Origin of the sequence: Clostridium akagii DSM 12554, from assembly GCF_000686725.1 — a bacterium.
Taxonomy (GTDB): Bacteria; Bacillota; Clostridia; order Clostridiales; family Clostridiaceae; genus Clostridium_I; species Clostridium_I akagii.
In genome coordinates this window covers 277,739-297,884 of record NZ_JMLK01000006.1, presented here as the reverse complement: position 1 = coordinate 297,884, position 20,146 = coordinate 277,739, and the positions used below count along the sequence as shown (strand labels likewise).

Here is a 20,146-nt window from a genome sequence, read left to right as displayed (position 1 = left end):
CACCTTACATTATACCATATAATACAATTAGTTATATCTAACTTGACTGCTAGCTTATCTAGGCATATTACAAAAATCTATATGAATTGCTTTTAAGTACTGATTTTTTGTATAGATTATATGACGCTATTCCTGTAATTAAAAACGTAAGCATAAATATTAATAACAATATTGCAGTTAATTCCATAGATAAAACACCACTGTTTTTGAATAAAATAAGAAAAATCAAAATATGAAATAATGGCACCCCAATAGTTATAGTATAAACTATTGCAAATTCCTGCGTCACGATTTTTTTACTTTGTGCTGTAGTGTATCCAATTAGACCTAACTGCCTAAATTCATGTATTTTATTATCAGTCTCAAGCATAGTTTTATAAATAATACTTACTGCAATCAATATTATAACAGTACTATATGAACATATGCATACTATCTTTATTTGGGGTGAGCTTTTAAACACTCCCATTATGCACAAGAGTATTTCTACAGTAACAGCTAAAGTCATAATTATAAATTTTAGTTGCTTTAATGATATATATAAATTACTTAGTGATATCAATTTTATCTTGTCATTTATATATTTTTCCTTCTTTAACTCCAATATTTTATCTGGAATGTAATATCTTAAAATCCCCTGAATCCCAAAAACAGTAAAGAATATATTTAAGAATACAACAAAAGAGACATCGACAAACCATGGGCTTATAAATAAAGAGATTATTGGAATAAAATAAGTGATAAGATATATATTTGAATTTAGCTTTACGGTCCTTATGTCAATAGAACGAACTTTTTTATCTCCACTTATTAAATCTAAAATTTCTCTACTAGAAACATATCCATAATCTCCTAGGCTCACATATGAAAGTTGCAATAACAAAATTGCTATAGTTCCCCATATTCCCTGAATTGATATTGTGAATAAACTTCCATTTATCCCAAGTGTCATATACATAAGTGAAAGGAAACCTGGCATTAATATTATGCCAATAATTATTCCCAAGGCTCCCCCTATTATTTCTATAATAGCATTTTGGAAAAGTAACATCCTTGCTAATTTACTTGGCCATATACCGCCTAATTCTGCAATGGCCATTTCCTTTGATTTTCCAGTAACAAAATAGGAATTTGCATAAAATGTAAATGTACATACAAGAAGTACCAAAAAAAATATTATATCCGATGGTATATCTCCCTGATTGCCTTTAACTGATAGGAAATGCCTATTGGTCATTATATTTAAAAGATTTACTATAATCGTTGTCGGCAGCATTATAGCTAGTATATATAAAACGCTCTGCTTTAGATTTGTCCGTAGCATCTTCAATGAAAATCTATATATCCCCATCTAATCAGTTTTCTTCCTTCTTATATTATTAAATAATATGATTATTCCAGCCAATATAAACAAAGCTGACACTATTATATTTCCATTAAACCATAAAAACATTCCACCCATTATGATAATTGTAAAAGAGATTAAAGAAATACCTCCTAAAATAAATACGGGAATCAGTAAACCCCTTTGTCGGTACCCAAATAGGTATAATTGAAATAACCCAATTGCAACAGCCAATGGATATATAGGCCAAGTATCCGCTGCAAATTGCCAGCCAGTAGAGACTTCAAAGAAAAATAATAATCCTATAGTTGTAAGAATACCTCCAGGAACCAAAAGACCTGGGTCCCTTCTTGTTACAAAATATCCAGCTTCAAAAAACAAGCCTGGTATTAATACAAATAATGGCCAAAAGTTGCTCATGGTTATAAAATTTAGATTAAATATCCTGTTTAATAATACAAGAACGCCAATAATTATTAAGATTATACCTGCTGAAGATCCTCTTTTCTCCATTTCACACCTCACTAAATAAAATTTAATAGTTTATTAATTAATTTAATTCTTATTTTTCCTCCACAATTATTGTATAACAGAGTCTTCTAAGCACCTTTGTTCACACCATTATGTAAAAATGTTATATATTTCATTATACCTCAATTTAGTAAAAAAAAAAACACCAGTAAAACTGATGTCTAGAAAAATAAGGGGTAATCTATATTTTATATATTAACCTTTGAATGTTATGGTAATATTTAGTTTATGTTAATTTTTTTATTTTCATCTTACCCTTATTTGTTTCACCTAGCTAATCATCTATGAGCAATATCTGATTAGCCTTTTCAACTTTGTATAAATAGCATGGATTTAATGTGCAAAATACATATGCGGTTTCACCTTTTATATACTTAACTACTCCATAAAAACCATTCCATTCATTATTATCTTGCAATTGGACAATACTTCCTACTTTCATCAACTCCGTACCTCTCATTTATCTTCTTTATTCTTTTTTGATTTTCCCTTATCCATCATCTTTTCTATCTTTTCATCTGACTCACCAGCTATCCTGCAAAGTGATAAAATCATGAATATAAATGCTAAGCAAACAAAAACAATTAAATATTTCATTTAACCACTCCATCTTCTATATACAACATGATAAATTTATATCATGTTGTATATATTACCAATTTATCATTTATTTATACATATTGAAAAAAATATTAACTTGCAGCACCTATAATCTATGTTATAATAAAGTGTTGTTATATGCTATATTGGGGTTTTTATTATAATTTAATTTGGTATTATGGGTTACTAAGTTATTTAATTTTTGACAGGAGGACAACATGAACAAAAATTTCAAAAACATGATCATTATTTTTCTAGGTTTCTTTTTTCTATCACTATTTTCAAACACATTGTCACCATTTATCACCACAATAAAAAACACTTATAATGTTTCTAACAGTATTATTGCTATGCTCCCATCAGTAGTTTACTGTGCTTCATTTATTATGAGTATACTAGGTGCTAGACTTATGCCCGCAATTGGTCTTAAAAAAGGTTTATACCTTGGTTTTTCTTTTGCAATTTTGGCGAGTATTGTGATATTATTTTCACATTCATTTTGCGTACTTTTAGTTGGGTATTTTATTGCTGGACTAGCAGTAGGAATGACATCATTGATTTTAAGCACTCTGTTATCACTACTTCCAAAACAATATCAAAAATTCAGTCTTGCAAATGCCTGTTTTGGTTTGGGTGGAATCGTAATTCTACCTATAGACAGGTTTGTTTTAGGAAACGGAATAAATTTTAATTATACTTACTCCATTCATATAGTATTTATAATTTTATTTTTACTTCTTGCAACTAAAATCAAAGATATTGCTCCAGTTGAAAATAACGCTGAAAATAAGAATGCATTTTCAATGCTGAAAAATCCTTTGGTTTTACTACTTTCCATTGCAATATTTTTCTATGTTGGAGCTGAAATCTCCACAACCAATTGGACTGGAACTTTCCTTGAGCACTATTATGGACTTAGCAGAACTGAAGTACCAAATATTCTTTTAGGATTTTGGATTTTATTTACATTAGGAAGAACATTTGGGGATAAAGTTTTAGAAAAAGTAGGTCAATTAAGGTTTTTGGCTATTTCGCCCATAATAACTATATTAGGAATTTTTGTAATTCTTTCCGGTAAAACTAAAATTCAGGCACTTGTTGGTATTGCAATTATTGGCATAACTATCTCTTTAATATATCCAGCACTTCAAGGATATCTTATCCAGCATGTAGATAAACACTACATACCTGCTACTAATTCCATAATCACCATTTTTAATAATCTTGGTGCTACATTTTTAACTTACCTAATCGGGTTCGCAGGTGAAATTAACGTTACATACGTATTTATAATACAAATTGTATTTTACTTTTACATAATAGTGGTTTCCGCTCTTTATTTATTTTCTAAATTTAGAAAGCAATTAGATCAGAATCCTTCATAATTATTAATAGTATTTAGTGATATAAGTAGATTTGTTTATACAAATATACTTATATCACTATTTTTTTAGTCTTCCTAACTCTGATAAAACTTTCATTTAAGAAAAAACCATTTTTTATTGTCAACTTTATTTTTTGCTTCTAAAGGTACATCATAGATAAGTTTATTTTCATTAAATAATTCTAACTTGCCAAGTATTTCATGTTCTCTAACAGGCTTTTGAATTTCTTTTGGCAAAGACATTTTCACTTTGTACTGCTTATTATTTTCAAATGGTAGAACTATATCTTTGTCCGTAACCAATCGCAACTTTTTTTTCGAAACAACAACTTCATCAACTGTTTGATTTTTAGAATAAAGCTTTTTATATGAAAAATTTTCTGATACATATTTATATAATTTAATGGTCTCCTTCCATCTAGGCGTACAATTTAGCACTACAAATATAACATCATGTCCATTAATATCTACAGATGTAACAAGACATTTTCCTGCCTTTCCTGTAAAACCAGTTTTAACCCCATTTGCTTTTGGTATTTCATTGAGTATTTTATTTATATTATGATAACTCCTTGAAAAACCCATTGCATTACCATCTGCATCTTTACATCCAACTATTTCATTAAATAATTTGTTTTCCTTGGCCTTTGCAGTTATTAATGCTAAATCATAAGCAGTACAGTAATGTCCCTCGCTGTCAAGTCCATGTGGAGTTTCAAAATGAGAATTGATTGCACCTATAGATATAGCATATTCATTCATGATCTTTGCAAAACCCTGAACGCTACCACCTACATCTTCTGCTATTGCAATTGCTGCATCATTTCCCGATCTAAACATTAACCCATACAAAAGTTCTTTCATCGTAATGTTTTCATTAGCTTTATATCCAACTTTAGATCCCCTGATGGATACAGCATTTTTAGATATAGTGACTTTTTTATCAAGATTTCCATATTTTAAAGCAACCAGTGCAGTCATAATTTTCGTTGTACTTGCCATGGGTATTATCATTTCTGAATTTTTTTCAAATAAAACTATTTTACTTTTGCTATCCATAACTATAGCTGCCTTTGCATCTACATCTATGCTTTTTGCATAAACCATATTTGTTAGTATATTAATAATAAATAATGTAAGTAATATAATACTTATTGTCTTTTTTTTAATCATAATTTCACCTCTCTTTTGCTTAACCTTATTATTTGTAATAAAAAAAATTATATCCAATTGGTTTACATTTAAAAGGTAGACATAATATTTTATATGTCTACCTTGCTTTTAAAATATGATTTTAAAATATATTTTTGGTTAGAATATGTAATAGTTCGTAAAATTGGAGGACTTTATATGTTTTTTTTATTCATTATTCTTGCAATAATTTTAATCTTTTTTTTACCTATACCCTTATATTTTCAAGTACATTATTATAATAATAATGTGCATTTATTCCTTTATGGAAGAAAAATTTTATTAAAAAAAAGAGTAACAAAAAAAGCTACTCATGAAATAAAAAGTGAAGATTATATTGGTAAAATAAATTATTATTCTACTTTTTTTAAAAATACCTTTATTAGGTTAAAACATTACCCATTAAAACCAAAATTGAAATTAACATATATTTTTAAATTTGGTTTTGAAGATGCGGAAGAAACTGCCATACTGTTTGGTTTACTTAATAATTTGCCATCTTTAATTTATTCGATTTTGGGTAAAATTTTTAATATAAGAGATTATCATTTTTCTATAACTCCTGATTTTCAAAATAAGTGTGTAGATTTGAATATTAAAAGTATATTAAAAATAAGTATAGCAAATACTATATATATAGTTATATTAATCCTGTTTCGTTTACTTAAAGATACAAAAATTAGAATTAAACTTAACATAATGAGGAGGAACAATTATGGAAAATCACCCAATTGAGACATTAATGACTAGCACAATGGAAAATATTCGAGATATGATAGATGTAAATACTATTATTGGAGATCCCATTGAATCTAAGGATGGTACACTAATACTTCCTATTTCAAAAGTTTCCTTTGGTTTTGCATCAGGTGGAACTGAATTTTCAAATATAAAGCATAATGAAAATAAAGAGAGCAAAGAAAATAAGACAGATAAATTTCCCTTTGGAGGTGGTTCTGGAGCTGGAGTCTCGGTTAAACCTGTGGCATTTTTAGTAATAAGACCAGACTCTGTAAGACTTCTTTCTGTAGACTCTCATAACAGTTATGAGAAAATGATTGATACCTTGCCGCAAATAATGGAACTCATAAAAGACTCTTTGGAAAAACATAATACCCAGCCGGATACAACAAATAAAGATGAAGTGAAAAATGCTGCTGAGAAATTTAAAACTGATTAGTTATCATTAAAAAAGGTGTGCCACTGAAATATATTTTGTTATTTTCAATGTCATACCTTTTTTTATTAATTATCTGAAGCCTTCTCCTTGTTATCTTCCATTTCATTTAAAATATTATCTAACTCTGGTAGATCACCTAAATTGCTTAAATCAAAATACCTTAAAAATTCTTCCGTAGTACTATACAATATAGGTCTTCCTGGTGCTTCTAGCCTGCCACTTTCCTTTATTAAATTTTTTTCCTGCAAGGTTAGAATTGCGCTATCAGATTTCACTCCCCGTATTTCATCAATTTGAATCCTTGTAACTGGTTGTTTATATGTTATTATGGCTAAAGATTCTAACGCTGCTTGTGATAAAGATTGCCTATTGTTTGTCCTTAATATTTTTTGTATGTAGCTACTATTCTCTGATTTTGTTACAAATTGGTATTCGTCATTAATACAAATTAACTTAATTCCTCTTCCTTCATTTACATATGTAAGTGTCATCTCACTTAACAAATCACTGGTATAATCAAGTTCCATGTTTATTATTGATGCAATGTTTTTAATCTTTAATGGTTCACCACTTACATATAATAATGATTCAATTATTGAAAAATATTTCAATTTGCTAATAACTTCTTTTTGCTCAAATTGTCTTGCATTAATTTTCCCCATCCTTAAAAATCCTTTCTATAAAAATTTCCCTAAAATTTAATTGTTGAATTACTTTAACATCTCTTAATTTTATAAGCTCTAACAAAGCCAAAAATGTTACCACTACCTCTATCTTGTTTTCGCACTGATTTTTTATTTTTGAAAAATACATTCTATCCTTTGAATTAAAATAAAATAATAATTCTTCCATCTTATCTTCAACCCTAAATTTATCAATAGAAATTTGTTTTGATATAACATTTTCCGTATTGGTTTTGCTTATAAATCTATTCATAATTTTATCGTATAAAATGAATAAATCTATCATGGTAATTCCCTTTATCAAATCTAGAGCAAAATTTTTATTTTCGTTTGAATCATCTATAATTTCAGGTTTTTTTGTATATACCACCCCTGCATCTGTTTCCCTTGCCTTTAGAAAACCAGATACCTGTTTATACTTCTTATACTCTAAAAGTTTAGATACAAGCTCAAGTCTTGGATCCTTTTCTTCTTCATCCTCACTTTCATTTTTGCTTTTTGGTAACAAAAGTTTTGATTTAATTTCCACTAAGTTTGCTGCTATTACAATAAATTCAGAAGCAACTTCTAAATCAAATTTTTTCATAACCTTTATATGTTCTAAATATTGAGATGTAATATCATATATCTTTATATCATATATATCCATTTTATTTTTCTTAATTAGATGCAACAATAAATCAAATGGTCCTTCAAAATTTTCTATTTTAATATTTAGCGGCATAAAATCTCTCCTAAAGCTATTTATAATTAGCAAAAGCCTATATATATTTTAACATATATATAGGCTCAAAGACATATTATTTATATTGCATTATCAAACACACGTCCGATATTATATTTAAAATACTCTAGAATACCCTCTTTTTTCACATCTCTATCGCAATATAGTTCAACCTTACCACATACTTTGCCATCTTGATAAAATTCGCAAAATCCTATTTTAGAATCTTTTTTAAAACCATGCTTATTCTCAAAATAAGTACATTTACGATCCACCTTTATATTACTACCCTTTTCAACAATTAAGTTTAAATTTCCACTGGATTTTGCCAAAAAAAATTTATCTCCTTTTTTATTCAGATTTACCTTCTCAATAGGATTATCCTTTTCAACTACCTTTTTATTTTCAAACTTTGAAAGGCCATATGTCATAAGCGCTCCTGCGTCCCTATTTCTTACTTTATACGTAGGCGCACCCATAATTACAGCTATTATTCTAACTCCATCCTTTAATGCAGTTGCAGAAATGCAATACTTGGCTTCATCAGTAAATCCAGTTTTTAATCCATCACAACCCTTATAAAATCTAACTAGCTTATTATGATTTACAAGCCCAATGGGAGTCTTTCTACCCTCACTTATTGTTTCCATATATGTTCCTGAATATTTTAATATTTGTGGGTGTTTTAACAATTCTTGGGACATAATCGCAATGTCATAAGCACTACTATAATGATCTTTTGCACTAAGACCAGTACAGTTTACAAAATGGGTATCCTTCATGCCAAGTTCTTTTGCCCTTTCATTCATCATTTTAGCAAAATTTTCTTCGCTTCCACCCAAATATTCAGATATAGCTACCGCCGCATCATTTCCTGATGCAATTGCAATACCTTTTAAAAGTTCCTCTACAGTTCTTATTTCCCCTGTTTCTAATATCATGGAACTTCCACCCATTTTCTTGGAATTTTCACTAATTGTAACTTTATCACTTAATTTTATTTTTTTAGCATCAATATTTTCCATAGTGATTAGCATTGTCATTATTTTTGTTACTGATGCTGGTGCAAACTTTTGGTGGGAGTTTTTATCATAAATTATTTTGCCGGATGTAGGTTCAATTAATAACGCAGATTTAGCATCCACATTAATTCCGGATGTTTCTTCACCTTTTTTACTATTCTCTTCAATCTCTGCCGCCTTTGGTGATGGACTAACAAAAAGGCTACATATTAAAAATGAACACAATATATTACATAACACTTTGCTTTTACTAATCATGTGACTCACCTTCTCTAATATATTTTACAAACTTATTTTTACCCAGCTTGCAGAAGATTATCACCTAATTAAGCAAAAATAGCCTTATAATTTGCTATTAATATTTAGCAAATATATAAATATAACGTAAAAAAAGTGCTATTAATTAGCACTTTTTCTTTATACTTTTGCATATACCATAGTTTTATGGATATATTTTATTTTTTATGTTTGTCCTAACTGATTTAAAAAGTATCATAATAATTATTTGTTTTTTACATCTTTGCAACTATATTTATAACAAATTTTTTAAATTTATCTTTAACCATATTTGAGGTTTCCATTACTTCAATATGATTTAATGGCTTGTCAAGAATACCTGCTGCCATATTAGTTATACATGATATTCCTAGAACCTTAATTCCACAATGAACAGCTGCGATAACTTCCGGTACAGTTGACATACCAACAGCATCTCCACCCAATATTCTTGCCATCCTTATTTCTGCAGGTGTTTCATAGTTTGGACCTGTCATCATTAAATAAACGCCTTCTTTTGCTCCAATTCCATATCCTTTAGAGACTTCTTTAGCAATATTAATTAAATCTTTATCATAAGCATTTGACATATCAGGAAATCTTGTTCCAATTTCTTCATCATTAGTACCTATAAGAGGATTATTAAATGCAAAATTAATATGATCATTTATTATCATAAGATCTCCAGGTACAAAACTTGTATTAATTCCTCCAGCTGCATTTGTTACAATTAATTTTTTAACTCCTAACTTTTCCATTATATATACAGGTAATGACAATAATTCCATTGGATTACCTTCATAATAATGAAATCTTCCTTGCATCATAATTACATTTTTCCCATGTAATTTTCCACTAACAAACTGTCCTGCATGTCCTTTAACTGTTGATGTTGGCATATTGGGTACATCACCATATTTTATAATAATCTTTTCTTCTAGAAGATCTGCTAATTCGCCTAGACCAGATCCTAAAATTATACCTATCTCTGGCACCTGATTCATCTTTGATTTTACATAGTTATAACTTTCAACAATTTTAGTTAATTCCATTAAAATTCCTCCTTTAGTTGTCTTCCTTAACATATCTAATTAAACTTTTACCATTACTTATGCCCTAGGATGGTACTTTTTATAAATCTCAGCCACTTTACTTTTTTTAGATATACCTGCATAAATTTGGGTAGTTGTTAAATTCGTATGCCCTAGTAGTTCCTGAATTGTTTTAATATCCGCTCCATTTTGCAAAAGATGCACAGCAAAAGAATGCCTTAAGGTATATGAATTAATTGTTTTATTTATATTAGATTCTTCTGCATACTTTTTTACGATTTTCCAAAATCCTTGTCTTGTCATTTTATCTCCTTGAAGATTTACATATAAATAATCTAGGTTATTCACATTAATTTCAGATCTAATTTTTAGATACTCATTTATCCACTTTAATGCGTAAGAACCAAAGGGTATAATTCTTTCTTTATCCTTCATGCCCTTACATTTTATGTAAGAAAGCTTTAAATCCACATCGTAAATGACTATACTCATAAGCTCTGTTACTTTCATACCTGTTGCATACATTAATTCTAGCATTGATTTGTCTCGTATTCCTTTATTTGTTGCAACATCTGGCATATCTAGTAATTGATCAACCTCGTCTATTTTTAAAATAGTTGGTAAACTTCTTTTCACTTTAGGTAATTGATAATTTTCAACTGGATTTCTATCAATCCTTCCTGAATTCACTAAATATTTATAAAAATTGCGGATAGAAACAATATTCCGTGTAATTGAAGAATTAGCTTTACCATTTTTTATCATTTGTTGTGCATATGACATCATGGTCACTGAATCTATTTCTTCAATGTTCTCGTTCCTTTCCTTTACGAATTTTTCAAATCTCTCCATGTCTCTTTCGTAAGCATCCAATGTATTTTTACTTAATTTTTTCTTCTTAATGTCCTTAAAATAATTTTCCAATAAACCATCCATAAAACTCTCCTAGCTATCTATTGACAGATTGTCAATTTAAATAAATAAATGAAATTATAAATAATATGTTTGTTACTGCTATATATATTATATACTAAAATACTATTGTTATGAAATCTTGATTTGCCAATAGAAATATCAATAGCGTAATCAATTAATCTTGGAAATATAAGCCCCCAAAAAACAAGAATTAAAACACACTTTATAAACAATAATAAAACCTTATATGTATCAGTGTTTTTAATCAAAACTTATTTTGAACCTCCTATGACATTGCTCTAATTATGCTAGGTGTGAGATAAGTTTCAAAGAAAAATCCTGTAAACATTAAAACGCTTAGCATCACAAATACAAGAGTATATGAAAATATTTTTGACGATACATTTTTAGTCCAGTTCTTTTTTACATTATCCCTAATTAGCATAAATGAAAATTCCATGGCCAAAACTGAGGTAATCATAATACAAGGAATATAAATAATATTTTGTGGAATTATAGAAAGCAGGGCCATCCATACACCTTTAATTCCTAGACCATTTACAAAAAAAGTAACAGTAAACCCTACAGTAAAACCTTTGAGTGCATCAATAACTAAAATTATAGGTATACCAATCATAGTTAGTCCTAAAAACCAAACTATAGCTATAAGCGGTATATTATTTTTTATTGACTCTAATAACACTTGATTATAGTTAATACTTTTTAAACCATCGTTTTTTGCAAAAGAAGTTAAATAACCTAAAAGATCGTTTCTTTCAAAACTACTCATATACTTTACAGTATAAACCCCTAGCACTACGCCTGTACACATACAAACTGAACTGAGAACATATAACCATAAATTATTGTGAAAATGCCTAATCGTAGAGTTTTTGAATACTTCAAATTTCATTTCTACCATTCCTCCCTAGTTAATCAATGTTTATAAAAGTTTATGATTAATAAGAGAGCATTATTACAAATTATAAATACATAAAGCAACTAATAGTTTTTGCATCAATTATCTGCCCTGTTTTTATCATTTCTTTCACATGATTAATTTTAATTTCTCTAACATTCAGAAATTCATCTTCATCCCCACCAATTATACCATCATAAAGATTTTCAGCTTTATATAAATATATATACTCATTACAAAAACCTGGTGACGAAACTATTTTACCTAAATATTCAAAAGACTTAGCTTTATATCCAGTTTCCTCTTCCAATTCTCTAAGACCACACTCTTTAGTATCTTCATTTTTTTCTAATTTTCCTGCTGGGAGCTCCAATAAAACTTTTTCTATGGGTTTTCTATATTGTTCCACCATTAAAATTGTTTCACTATCTTTATATGCCAAAATCGCAACTCCACCAGGATGATTTATAACTTCCCTATCCGCTAAGTTACCGTCTTGAAGCCTAACCTTATGTAAATATAGATTTATCACTTTACCTTCATATATCTTTTTCTTACTAACTGTTTCTTCTCCAAAATTCATAATAAATCCCTCCTAGCTTATGAACAATAAATATTCATACTAGCGCTACTTATATACTAAAATCCAAGTTTCAATTTAATTTTAAGCTGTAGTACTATAATTGTCAAATATAACAAAATAACTTCACTAAATTTATTAGTAAAGTCCTTTTATATTATGCTATATTTTAATTTACTCTTCTTGCTCCACAAAAAGTAGACATCATATTGGAAAGTGCACTAACATATACATTTGCTCCAGTATGAGGTGCCTGAATCATTAATCCATTACCTACATACATTCCCACGTGTGCCGGTCCATCTGACTCCTTTTCGAAAAACAGCAAATCTCCAGGTTGAAGATTTGATACGCTTACTGATGTTCCAATATTAAATTGCTCTTCGCTTGTCCTAGGTATATTAACACCAATGTGTGCATATGCATACTGGGTCAAACCTGAACAATCAAATCCGCTAGGAGACTCTCCTCCCCAAACATAAGGTACACCAATAAAACTTTCTACAAAACTTATTATATCTCCTCCATGTACTACTGGAGGTGTTGGATTATGTACTTGTGCCGGTGTTACTGATGCTGAGGAATGTTTGTCACTTGCACTACTATTATTAGATGTAGATGCTTGTACATTATTTGCCGCAACAACAGCTGCTTTTGCAGCTGCTGCTTCTGCTACAGTTTTGGCTGTACTTATTTTATTATTTATTGCATCAATCTCTGCTTTTTGACTTGCAGTTGCTGTAGTATATTGTGCTACTTCTCCTTGAGACTCCGCAATCATTGGAGCTTCTATAGCCTTCTTTTGATTGGAATCGGCAAGTTTTTTATTGCTATCGTCCTGTAATGCAGTAAGATTTTTTTTATCTTCTGATAGCTTGTCTTTCTTATTTTGAAGATCCTGTTCCTCTTGCCTTAATCCATTTATTAATACATTATCAGCTTGAGTTACCTTCTCTATTATTTCTGTTTTTGATAAAAAATCACTTAAATTTTTTGAATCAAACAAAACATTTATGTATCCTTGTGCCCCATCCACGTACATGGCCTTAATTCTTTGATTATAAAGTTCTTTTTCAGATTTTATTTTATCTTCGGAATCCTGAATATTTTTTTGTGTTTCAACCATATTTTTTTGTGTAGTATCTATTTTACCATTTAAAGTATCAATTTGAGACATGTTTTTTTCAATTTGGTCATCTATTTTCTGAATATCAGCCTCTAATTGACTTGCTTTCTTTTGTGCAGCACTAAGGCTACTTTGATTTTGATTGTACTGACTTTTTGCTGAATTTAATTGATCATTTAAAGGATCACCAAAAACCTGTGAGCTCATCGTAAGAACCAATCCAATTACCAAAGCGCTAGCTAATATGTTTTTATGCAACCTGCACTCCCCCTGTCTATATTTTTAGATTGTAGTTTTTCATTACCTACAATCTAAAATATATTATACCACTTATTTATTATAAACTAAACATTACCTTGTTAAAACCTTGTGAAAATAACAATATAATTCCTTATATATCTTGGTTTTTACTTTTTTACCTGCTGATTTTATATATGTTAAAAAGGATTTGGATATTAATCCAAATCCTTTTTATTTCAAAATTTCCTGCAATTTTTTTACGATTTTTAACAAAGAAAAAAGGTTCAGATCTCTCTAAACTCTATTTTATCTAGTAAGAACAAATTCTGCTAAAACTGATTTGTACTCATCATTATCTTTATCTAAAATAATGCAATTATCCTGTTCATCTCTAATTATAATTGTTTCGCTCATATTCACTTTAAACACACAATATGATTGATCTTGGTGTTTAAGTTTAACGCTTCCACAATTTTTACAATTTTCGCTAATTTTCATGTACTTTCACCTCATAATCTATATTCTATACGTGTGATAAAATATCCTCTTTTTTTTATCATATTTTTGAAAACTCTACATTTTATCAAAACAATAAGACAATTTATTCATCATTTGTAGCATAGATTACTATTATTTTCATTCAAGATTTTAAGATTACGTACATTTTTAATTTTAAAACTTTTTATTGACTTCAAATTATAATAATATATAATTGTATTATTATAATTTAAAATAATTAGGAGGAGAAATTAAATCATGAGTAAGAATTATAAAAAATCAGAGCCAACAACAAAACCAAAAAATAAATCAAAAACAATTTCATTCACTATTAGTATAGACCCTTTTGCATGTAGAAAATTTACTACTAGTGAAATTGGCAGGGGTATATATATAAGTAAGGCTGGTAAGGGTAAAGGCTCATATAACCGTAAGACTAAACATAAAAAGTCTTACGGTTATATTTTATTTATGCCATCAACTAATTGGTGGATATACAATGATAAATAATTCATTGCACCTTTATTTAAGTTCAACCATTAGGCATATGCTCTTGCGGAGTGACACTATGCTGATAACTAATTACTGCTTGGCTATGGTTTACTACTCCTGAAGATAGTATTATAGTCAGTGCTAGCATTAGACCACCTAATGTGATTGTCAATAATTTTATTGGTTTTTTTTTCATATTAAAGCCTCCATACAACCTAAATTTATTGATAATAACAAATATTCTTCGCATTGGCTTATCTTATTTTGCTTTGAGTACATTAAGCTCAATTTTTCATAGATGTTTTTTAACCTATCATTATTTTCAGTTTTCTTCAATAAGCCAACAATATTAAGATAAATGCTCTCCAAATTTTCACTATTATTAATTTTATCGTATATTTCTGCCAATAAATTATACCCATTTAACAAATACTCTATGTCATTATATTGTTGTGCATACTTTATACCCATTTCTATGGTTTCAATTGCATCATTATATTGTTTCTTCATAATAAATACTTCCGATTTTTCTATAAGACTATGTGATAATTTTGTAATATCAAATTCTCTTCTAAAATTCTCTGCCATTTCAAAGTATTTCAAACTTTCTTTATAGTTATTTATACGACAATATGCTAGCCCCAAGTTATTGTAAATATATCCCAGCGAATGATTTTTTTCATCTGGTATTTTTAAAAGAGTATCTTGATATATCTTTATAACCTTATCATATTCCTTCTTAGCATCGTAGCAATTAGCCTTTATGCCTTGAGCAAATATATATAATTGATAGTCTTCTCCTTCATGGCATATTGATAAAAATCTTTCAATAATATCTAATGCTAAATCTATCTGGTTAGTGTACTCATAGCTATTTGCCAAAGAATATAAACAAGCCTTTTTGGTGTTAAAATCATCATACTCAGAGCAATAGTATTGGCTTAGCTGATAATATTCAATAGCAGCATCATATTTTAGAGCCTCTGCTTTAAAATATCCAAGTCTCCAATAAACATATCCTAACTTTTCATTTTTATTAATGCTAGTATATATTTCTCTGGCTTTTTTATAATTATCGCAAGCTTCTTCAAACATTTTTTCTTTAACGTTAACCTCTCCTAGTACGCAATATGCTTTAGCCATAACTTCTGTCAATTTGTATTCTTCAGCCAATTTAAAAATTCCATCTAATGCTTTTTTTGTTATGTCTTCGTTTTTGAGTTTATTTATGCAGTATACCTCTGCATCTTCTTTTGGTGAACGCATCAAGTAAGCTTCATCAATATTTAAAATAATGTTAAGTTCCTCCGCCTTTTCACTAAATTTTTCTGCCAATTTTACAGCAGTCTTATAAGTTACATCTCGCCTGTCAGTCTCAATCATACTTATAAGACCTCTAGTGACATTTTCAGAAATTAGATCTTCTTGTATAATGCTTAATTGCTGTCTTAGCTTTTTAACTTTTTCACCTGTAGTTGGAAATTCCATCCCAGCACCTCTTATACCATTTATTACATATATTATATCCTATGTTATAGTAACAATCAACAAATATCAATAAAAAGAGTTACTACATATATGTACATTTTCTCACTGCTGCTAATACATCTATCTTTACAAAATAAAGCCACCTCCATATCATTTTACTGATATAAAGGTGGCTTTAATAAAAAAATATATATGTTGGGCTTAAATCGTATAAGTTGGTTTACTCATACGATTTGCATTTATTTCCAAACTCATGTAAAGATTGATATTAAATCCATTGCAAGAGAACTTGATATTAGATGAAACCTTATGTATCTACTCTTTGCATCATTCTGTTGTGCAGTTATATTTTGTATTAAATCTTTATCTATATCCCAATATAATTTTTTTATATCTTGTGCCATTGTTTAACCTGCCTTTCTTTGTATAAAATAAAAGGCACTACTTCATAAGTAACACCAATTTGGTATAATTTCTATTTTTGTTATATTGCCAACCCAAGTTATTATATTTTTTCCTACATGGAAATAGGGATAATCTCCACTTATTATATTATTCAAATTAGCATATGTATCATTGTAAGCTTCTTTTAATACGCTGTCTAAAGTCATATAACTTACTAAATTATTAATAATTATCTCTCTACTATTTACATATAGTTGCATATCTCTAGTACCATAAGATATTAATTATAGTGTTGCTTTTTACAGTACCGTTGTTCATTATCATATTTCCGCTAGTAATAATTATTGATTTATTGGGTCCACCAAAGGCAAAAGAAAAAGGCTTACAAACGAATGTAGCCTTAAAATTGCCAAGTATTTTATAAGTTCTAGTAATCGAAGCATCTAATTTAACATAATCAACTTTATAGAAAAAATCTCTATCATCATTCAAAATCAACCTATCATTGTCCACGTTCTGTAGCCATGCTTTTATGTATCTTAATTTTTCATAAAATTAGTTTCATCCACTGTACTAAAATCAATCTCAATTTCTATAGATTTATATGTTCCTATATCTTCCGTGAGACTTCCATTCATACCTTCAGCATCTATTATATTAATATTTTTTTCAGCTATTGGGATGTTAGGTCTACTTTTTATAAACAATCCTAAATCATTATATATTACACCTTCTTTAAATCTATTGTATCACGTTTTGGAGTTCAAAAAAAACCTAACACTAATAAATTTCTGTATTATCTGTAAATATGGTTTCTATGTTGCTATATATTTCAAATAATGCATCTAATAATTCTTTTGAATATTTAATACTAACGAGTTCATCTAGCCTATACATTTTCTCAAAATCATTAGGGATTTTTATATAAATAAGAAATTTAAAACTTTTAAATGCAACGTAATAGTTGTTGTCTTCAGATGATAATTTTAATCTATATTTATTTACTTGAAAATCTTTATATTTATTTACTGTACATATTTGTCTAATTTTATTTTCTATATCTTTAAGTTTATTTATCAGAGTAATTTTGTCAATTTTAATCAACATTAAATCAATGTTTTTATCAAATATATTTTCTATTTTCTTATAATTTTTAATTTCACACATACTAAACACCCCGATCATAAATTTATATATTCTCACTTAATTCCCAGAAATTCTTTTATTTGCTTAGTATTCTCTAATACAATATACAGTTCGTCTTCTGAATCTAAAGTAACAGCTACTTCATCAATATTTTTAGTATCTTTTATGCATTCTTTTAATACTTTCAATCTCACGTTATTTATTACTGATGTATTTCTGTTTTTTCTACTAAAATTATCGTCTAATAATTTTACAGTATAAGATATTAATAATGTGAAAGTTATTATCTTTAAAAGAAGTGATAACGGCTCAGAAATATACGTTGGTAATCCTTTTATATCTATATTATTAAAAACACCCAAGCTTTGAAAAAAAAGAGATGTAATTGAAACTGTTATTGCTATAAATAAGCTTGTCGAGCCATTAATAAATGGAGTACTGTATCTCCCTATACTATGCTCAAGTCTAATTTGCTCCGCTATAATATCCAATTTATCATTTTTGATTTTTTCAATATATTCTTTTCTTATTAATTCTACCAACTTAAAGATGTCTTTATAATTATTTTCCTCTTTTTCTTTTAATTGATTGTCACTAGATTCTTCTAAATACACATCTAAGTATATTTTGTACATTCTTTTATCTTTATTTGTTTTATCTTTCAATTATTACATCACCTCAATATACCAATATTCGATATATTTAGGTGAAACTTTACTAAAATAAAACACCTAATTTAATAGGTGTTTACTTAATTCCTAGAAATTCTTTTATTTGCTTAGTATTCTGTAATACAATATCCAGTTTGTCTTCTGTATCTAAAGTAGCAGCTACTTCATTTAATACCAAATCATTTTTTGATTTATCCTCTTTCATTTCTTTTTCAATATCTTCAATCACCTGTAAGGATAAATCTAATATATAACCTTCATTTCTCTTCATACCCTTATGTACAGCTAAAATTATAGCTAATAATCCCGTTGCTCCTAATATTATACTAAATATAGATTTTTGATTATTACTATAATCACCTTGGCTATAAGATAATACCAAACAATTCAAAAAAAAGGACATACCCATGAAAATTAAACTAATATTTAGATTTTTTGTTAAAGTATCAAATTTACCAAGTTTAGATTTTAATCTTACAATTTCCACATCAACATCTAGTTCTTCATTCTTTATCTTTTCGCCATATGTATCATAGATACCTTTATATAAATCTTTATAATAAGCATAATTATCTATATCACAAAGATGCTCACTAAAAATTTTCATATATTTATTGTAGTCTTTTTTATATATCATTTTTATATTTTCTTTTGCCATTTTCTCACCTCTACACCCAATATCGGTATAAACTTTATAAAATAAGTCAAATAAAAGAACTCTAAATTAATAGGTGCTTTTATAAACTATAGAAGATCTTTAATAGTTCCTTCACAAAAATTACTTTTGTAATTGAATCTATTTAATATTTTGCTAAGATATATTTCTTCATCACTATTACTTTTAACAACATTTGTATTAGGCTCTTTAGTCCAAGTTATATCTTTTATTTGACTCAATAAAATAATATCCGCTGGCACTTTTACATAAAAAGGTGCATTGTTAAGATATATTCTATAATATACTTGACCATCATTCTCTTTTATTTCAACTATATCATTTAACTTGTATTCACCACTCTTGGAAGCATATGATTCTTTTCTTTTATTTACAAATTTCCACTCCATAATCTCATCTCCCTAAAATTGTATCTTATAACCTTATTCTACAATTTTAGTTCAATATCCTTTATTTGTTACAAAATAAAAAAGTTATTTCTGACTCTTATATAAATAATGAATTTATATCTTTGACGCAACTATTTATTTCTTGAATAGCGACATTTAGTGGTATAATTTCTTGCATATTGGCATGTGAAAATTCATTTCTTATTTCTCTAATACTATGCCAAAGTTCTTTATCCTCTATTATATTATAAGCATTTAATATATCTATGTTTCTATGAAAGTTTTTACCTATTTCACCTATTTCACTGCATTTGAAATGTACAGCTGACTCCCTAACTCTGAATAGTTGTTCCATTCCTAATGCATACAATGGATAAAAGAAATATCCATAAATAATAGCACCTCTCGCAACCTCAAATAATTGTTTTACTTCTAATGGTACTTTTTCATTTAATTTGGGTTCAAGTATAGCATCAACTTTCTTATTCATATCGATATCGGCAGATTTTCCATTTTCATAAATAGTTTTAAAATATGAATTGATTTCATCCTTTTCTCTCCAGTTATCTGCTGTTATCTTTTTAAATCCCAAGTTACACATAATATTATTTTA

29 protein-coding genes are annotated in these 20,146 nt (G+C 28.1%); 4 read left to right on the top strand and 25 right to left on the bottom strand.

Going from position 1 to position 20,146, the window contains the following annotated elements; all coding sequences use genetic code 11:
• Positions 1–67: 67 nt before the first annotated feature.
• The 4 genes from BR66_RS0101665 to BR66_RS25485 form a co-directional block, all read right to left on the bottom strand.
• Positions 68–1,351, bottom strand: a complete 1,284-nt coding sequence (locus BR66_RS0101665; RefSeq protein ID WP_026881361.1) for a hypothetical protein — start codon at positions 1,349–1,351, stop codon at positions 68–70.
• Positions 1,352–1,858 carry a LiaI-LiaF-like domain-containing protein gene (locus BR66_RS0101660; protein WP_026881360.1) on the bottom strand — a complete coding sequence of 169 codons (507 nt, stop codon included), beginning with the start codon at positions 1,856–1,858 and terminating at the stop codon, positions 1,352–1,354.
• Between the two features lie 292 nt (positions 1,859–2,150).
• On the bottom strand, positions 2,151–2,321 hold the full coding sequence (locus tag BR66_RS25490) for a hypothetical protein (protein WP_156946205.1): 171 nt from the start codon (positions 2,319–2,321) through the stop codon (positions 2,151–2,153).
• Between the two features lie 11 nt (positions 2,322–2,332).
• Positions 2,333–2,473, bottom strand: a complete 141-nt coding sequence (locus BR66_RS25485) for a hypothetical protein (RefSeq protein ID WP_156946204.1) — start codon at positions 2,471–2,473, stop codon at positions 2,333–2,335.
• 221 nt (positions 2,474–2,694) lie between these two features.
• On the opposite strand from BR66_RS25485, the gene BR66_RS0101645 reads away from it, so the two are divergent.
• Positions 2,695–3,861: an MFS transporter gene (locus BR66_RS0101645; RefSeq protein ID WP_026881359.1), complete on the top strand. Its 1,167-nt coding sequence runs from the start codon at positions 2,695–2,697 to the stop codon at positions 3,859–3,861.
• 92 nt (positions 3,862–3,953) lie between these two features.
• Here BR66_RS0101645 and BR66_RS0101640 read toward each other — a convergent pair whose 3' ends face one another.
• A complete protein-coding gene (locus BR66_RS0101640; protein ID WP_026881358.1) occupies positions 3,954–5,033 on the bottom strand; it encodes a D-alanyl-D-alanine carboxypeptidase family protein in 1,080 nt (359 codons plus the stop codon).
• A 93-nt stretch (positions 5,034–5,126) separates the two neighbouring features.
• Between BR66_RS0101640 and BR66_RS26745 the strand changes: the two genes are divergently transcribed.
• Both BR66_RS26745 and ytfJ read left to right on the top strand, forming a co-directional pair.
• Positions 5,127–5,786, top strand: a complete 660-nt coding sequence (locus BR66_RS26745; RefSeq protein ID WP_084156242.1) for a DUF2953 domain-containing protein — start codon at positions 5,127–5,129, stop codon at positions 5,784–5,786.
• A complete protein-coding gene (gene ytfJ / locus BR66_RS0101630; protein ID WP_026881357.1) occupies positions 5,767–6,231 on the top strand; it encodes a GerW family sporulation protein in 465 nt (154 codons plus the stop codon). Before BR66_RS26745 ends, ytfJ begins: the two co-directional genes overlap by 20 nt.
• 65 nt (positions 6,232–6,296) lie before the next feature.
• Here ytfJ and scpB read toward each other — a convergent pair whose 3' ends face one another.
• The 9 genes from scpB to BR66_RS0101580 form a co-directional block, all read right to left on the bottom strand.
• Positions 6,297–6,893 carry an SMC-Scp complex subunit ScpB gene (scpB, locus tag BR66_RS0101625; protein WP_026881356.1) on the bottom strand — a complete coding sequence of 199 codons (597 nt, stop codon included), beginning with the start codon at positions 6,891–6,893 and terminating at the stop codon, positions 6,297–6,299.
• The gene (locus BR66_RS0101620) at positions 6,880–7,638 is read right to left on the bottom strand and encodes a segregation/condensation protein A (protein ID WP_026881355.1); all 759 of its coding nucleotides are present in this window, start codon (positions 7,636–7,638) and stop codon (positions 6,880–6,882) included. Before BR66_RS0101620 ends, scpB begins: the two co-directional genes overlap by 14 nt.
• A gap of 80 nt (positions 7,639–7,718) precedes the next feature.
• The gene (locus tag BR66_RS0101615; RefSeq protein ID WP_026881354.1) at positions 7,719–8,918 is read right to left on the bottom strand and encodes a D-alanyl-D-alanine carboxypeptidase family protein; all 1,200 of its coding nucleotides are present in this window, start codon (positions 8,916–8,918) and stop codon (positions 7,719–7,721) included.
• Positions 8,919–9,172: 254 nt separating this feature from the next.
• Positions 9,173–9,988 carry a purine-nucleoside phosphorylase gene (locus BR66_RS0101610; RefSeq protein ID WP_026881353.1) on the bottom strand — a complete coding sequence of 272 codons (816 nt, stop codon included), beginning with the start codon at positions 9,986–9,988 and terminating at the stop codon, positions 9,173–9,175.
• A gap of 57 nt (positions 9,989–10,045) precedes the next feature.
• Positions 10,046–10,924, bottom strand: a complete 879-nt coding sequence (gene xerD / locus BR66_RS0101605) for a site-specific tyrosine recombinase XerD (RefSeq protein ID WP_026881352.1) — start codon at positions 10,922–10,924, stop codon at positions 10,046–10,048.
• A 265-nt stretch (positions 10,925–11,189) separates the two neighbouring features.
• Complete coding sequence (gene spoIIM, locus BR66_RS0101595) at positions 11,190–11,816, bottom strand: stage II sporulation protein M (protein WP_026881350.1); 627 nt, start codon at positions 11,814–11,816, stop codon at positions 11,190–11,192.
• A gap of 70 nt (positions 11,817–11,886) precedes the next feature.
• The gene (locus BR66_RS0101590) at positions 11,887–12,405 is read right to left on the bottom strand and encodes an NUDIX hydrolase (protein WP_026881349.1); all 519 of its coding nucleotides are present in this window, start codon (positions 12,403–12,405) and stop codon (positions 11,887–11,889) included.
• Positions 12,406–12,571: 166 nt separating this feature from the next.
• Positions 12,572–13,786 carry a C40 family peptidase gene (locus BR66_RS0101585; RefSeq protein ID WP_026881348.1) on the bottom strand — a complete coding sequence of 405 codons (1,215 nt, stop codon included), beginning with the start codon at positions 13,784–13,786 and terminating at the stop codon, positions 12,572–12,574.
• 288 nt (positions 13,787–14,074) lie between these two features.
• Positions 14,075–14,266 (bottom strand): hypothetical protein, encoded by a 192-nt coding sequence (locus tag BR66_RS0101580; RefSeq protein WP_026881347.1) that lies wholly within the window; start codon positions 14,264–14,266, stop codon positions 14,075–14,077.
• A 258-nt stretch (positions 14,267–14,524) separates the two neighbouring features.
• Here BR66_RS0101580 and BR66_RS22815 point away from each other — a divergent pair, with 258 nt between their 5' ends.
• Positions 14,525–14,776 carry a hypothetical protein gene (locus BR66_RS22815; RefSeq protein WP_035795145.1) on the top strand — a complete coding sequence of 84 codons (252 nt, stop codon included), beginning with the start codon at positions 14,525–14,527 and terminating at the stop codon, positions 14,774–14,776.
• Between the two features lie 22 nt (positions 14,777–14,798).
• On the opposite strand, the gene BR66_RS25480 is transcribed toward BR66_RS22815, so the two are convergent.
• The 11 genes from BR66_RS25480 to BR66_RS0101520 all read right to left on the bottom strand — a co-directional run bounded on the left by BR66_RS25480 (position 14,799) and on the right by BR66_RS0101520 (position 20,134).
• On the bottom strand, positions 14,799–14,954 hold the full coding sequence (locus BR66_RS25480; RefSeq protein ID WP_156946203.1) for a hypothetical protein: 156 nt from the start codon (positions 14,952–14,954) through the stop codon (positions 14,799–14,801).
• Positions 14,951–16,246: a helix-turn-helix domain-containing protein gene (locus tag BR66_RS0101565; RefSeq protein WP_026881346.1), complete on the bottom strand. Its 1,296-nt coding sequence runs from the start codon at positions 16,244–16,246 to the stop codon at positions 14,951–14,953. The genes BR66_RS25480 and BR66_RS0101565 overlap by 4 nt, the downstream gene beginning before the upstream one ends.
• Before the next feature lie 251 nt (positions 16,247–16,497).
• Positions 16,498–16,650 (bottom strand): hypothetical protein, encoded by a 153-nt coding sequence (locus tag BR66_RS25475; RefSeq protein ID WP_156946202.1) that lies wholly within the window; start codon positions 16,648–16,650, stop codon positions 16,498–16,500.
• A 42-nt stretch (positions 16,651–16,692) separates the two neighbouring features.
• Positions 16,693–16,911 (bottom strand): hypothetical protein, encoded by a 219-nt coding sequence (locus BR66_RS0101555; protein ID WP_026881345.1) that lies wholly within the window; start codon positions 16,909–16,911, stop codon positions 16,693–16,695.
• Positions 16,912–16,915: 4 nt separating this feature from the next.
• Positions 16,916–17,143: a hypothetical protein gene (locus BR66_RS0101550; protein ID WP_156946201.1), complete on the bottom strand. Its 228-nt coding sequence runs from the start codon at positions 17,141–17,143 to the stop codon at positions 16,916–16,918.
• Positions 17,144–17,190: 47 nt separating this feature from the next.
• Positions 17,191–17,358, bottom strand: coding sequence for a hypothetical protein (locus BR66_RS25470; RefSeq protein ID WP_156946200.1), 168 nt, complete (start codon positions 17,356–17,358; stop codon positions 17,191–17,193).
• Between the two features lie 73 nt (positions 17,359–17,431).
• Positions 17,432–17,818 (bottom strand): hypothetical protein, encoded by a 387-nt coding sequence (locus tag BR66_RS0101540; protein WP_026881343.1) that lies wholly within the window; start codon positions 17,816–17,818, stop codon positions 17,432–17,434.
• Between the two features lie 32 nt (positions 17,819–17,850).
• A complete protein-coding gene (locus tag BR66_RS0101535; RefSeq protein ID WP_026881342.1) occupies positions 17,851–18,462 on the bottom strand; it encodes a hypothetical protein in 612 nt (203 codons plus the stop codon).
• An 82-nt stretch (positions 18,463–18,544) separates the two neighbouring features.
• Positions 18,545–19,126: a hypothetical protein gene (locus BR66_RS0101530; RefSeq protein WP_026881341.1), complete on the bottom strand. Its 582-nt coding sequence runs from the start codon at positions 19,124–19,126 to the stop codon at positions 18,545–18,547.
• Between the two features lie 86 nt (positions 19,127–19,212).
• Positions 19,213–19,533, bottom strand: a complete 321-nt coding sequence (locus BR66_RS0101525) for a hypothetical protein (RefSeq protein WP_026881340.1) — start codon at positions 19,531–19,533, stop codon at positions 19,213–19,215.
• Positions 19,534–19,630: 97 nt separating this feature from the next.
• Positions 19,631–20,134, bottom strand: coding sequence for a hypothetical protein (locus BR66_RS0101520; RefSeq protein WP_026881339.1), 504 nt, complete (start codon positions 20,132–20,134; stop codon positions 19,631–19,633).
• Positions 20,135–20,146: the final 12 nt, after the last annotated feature.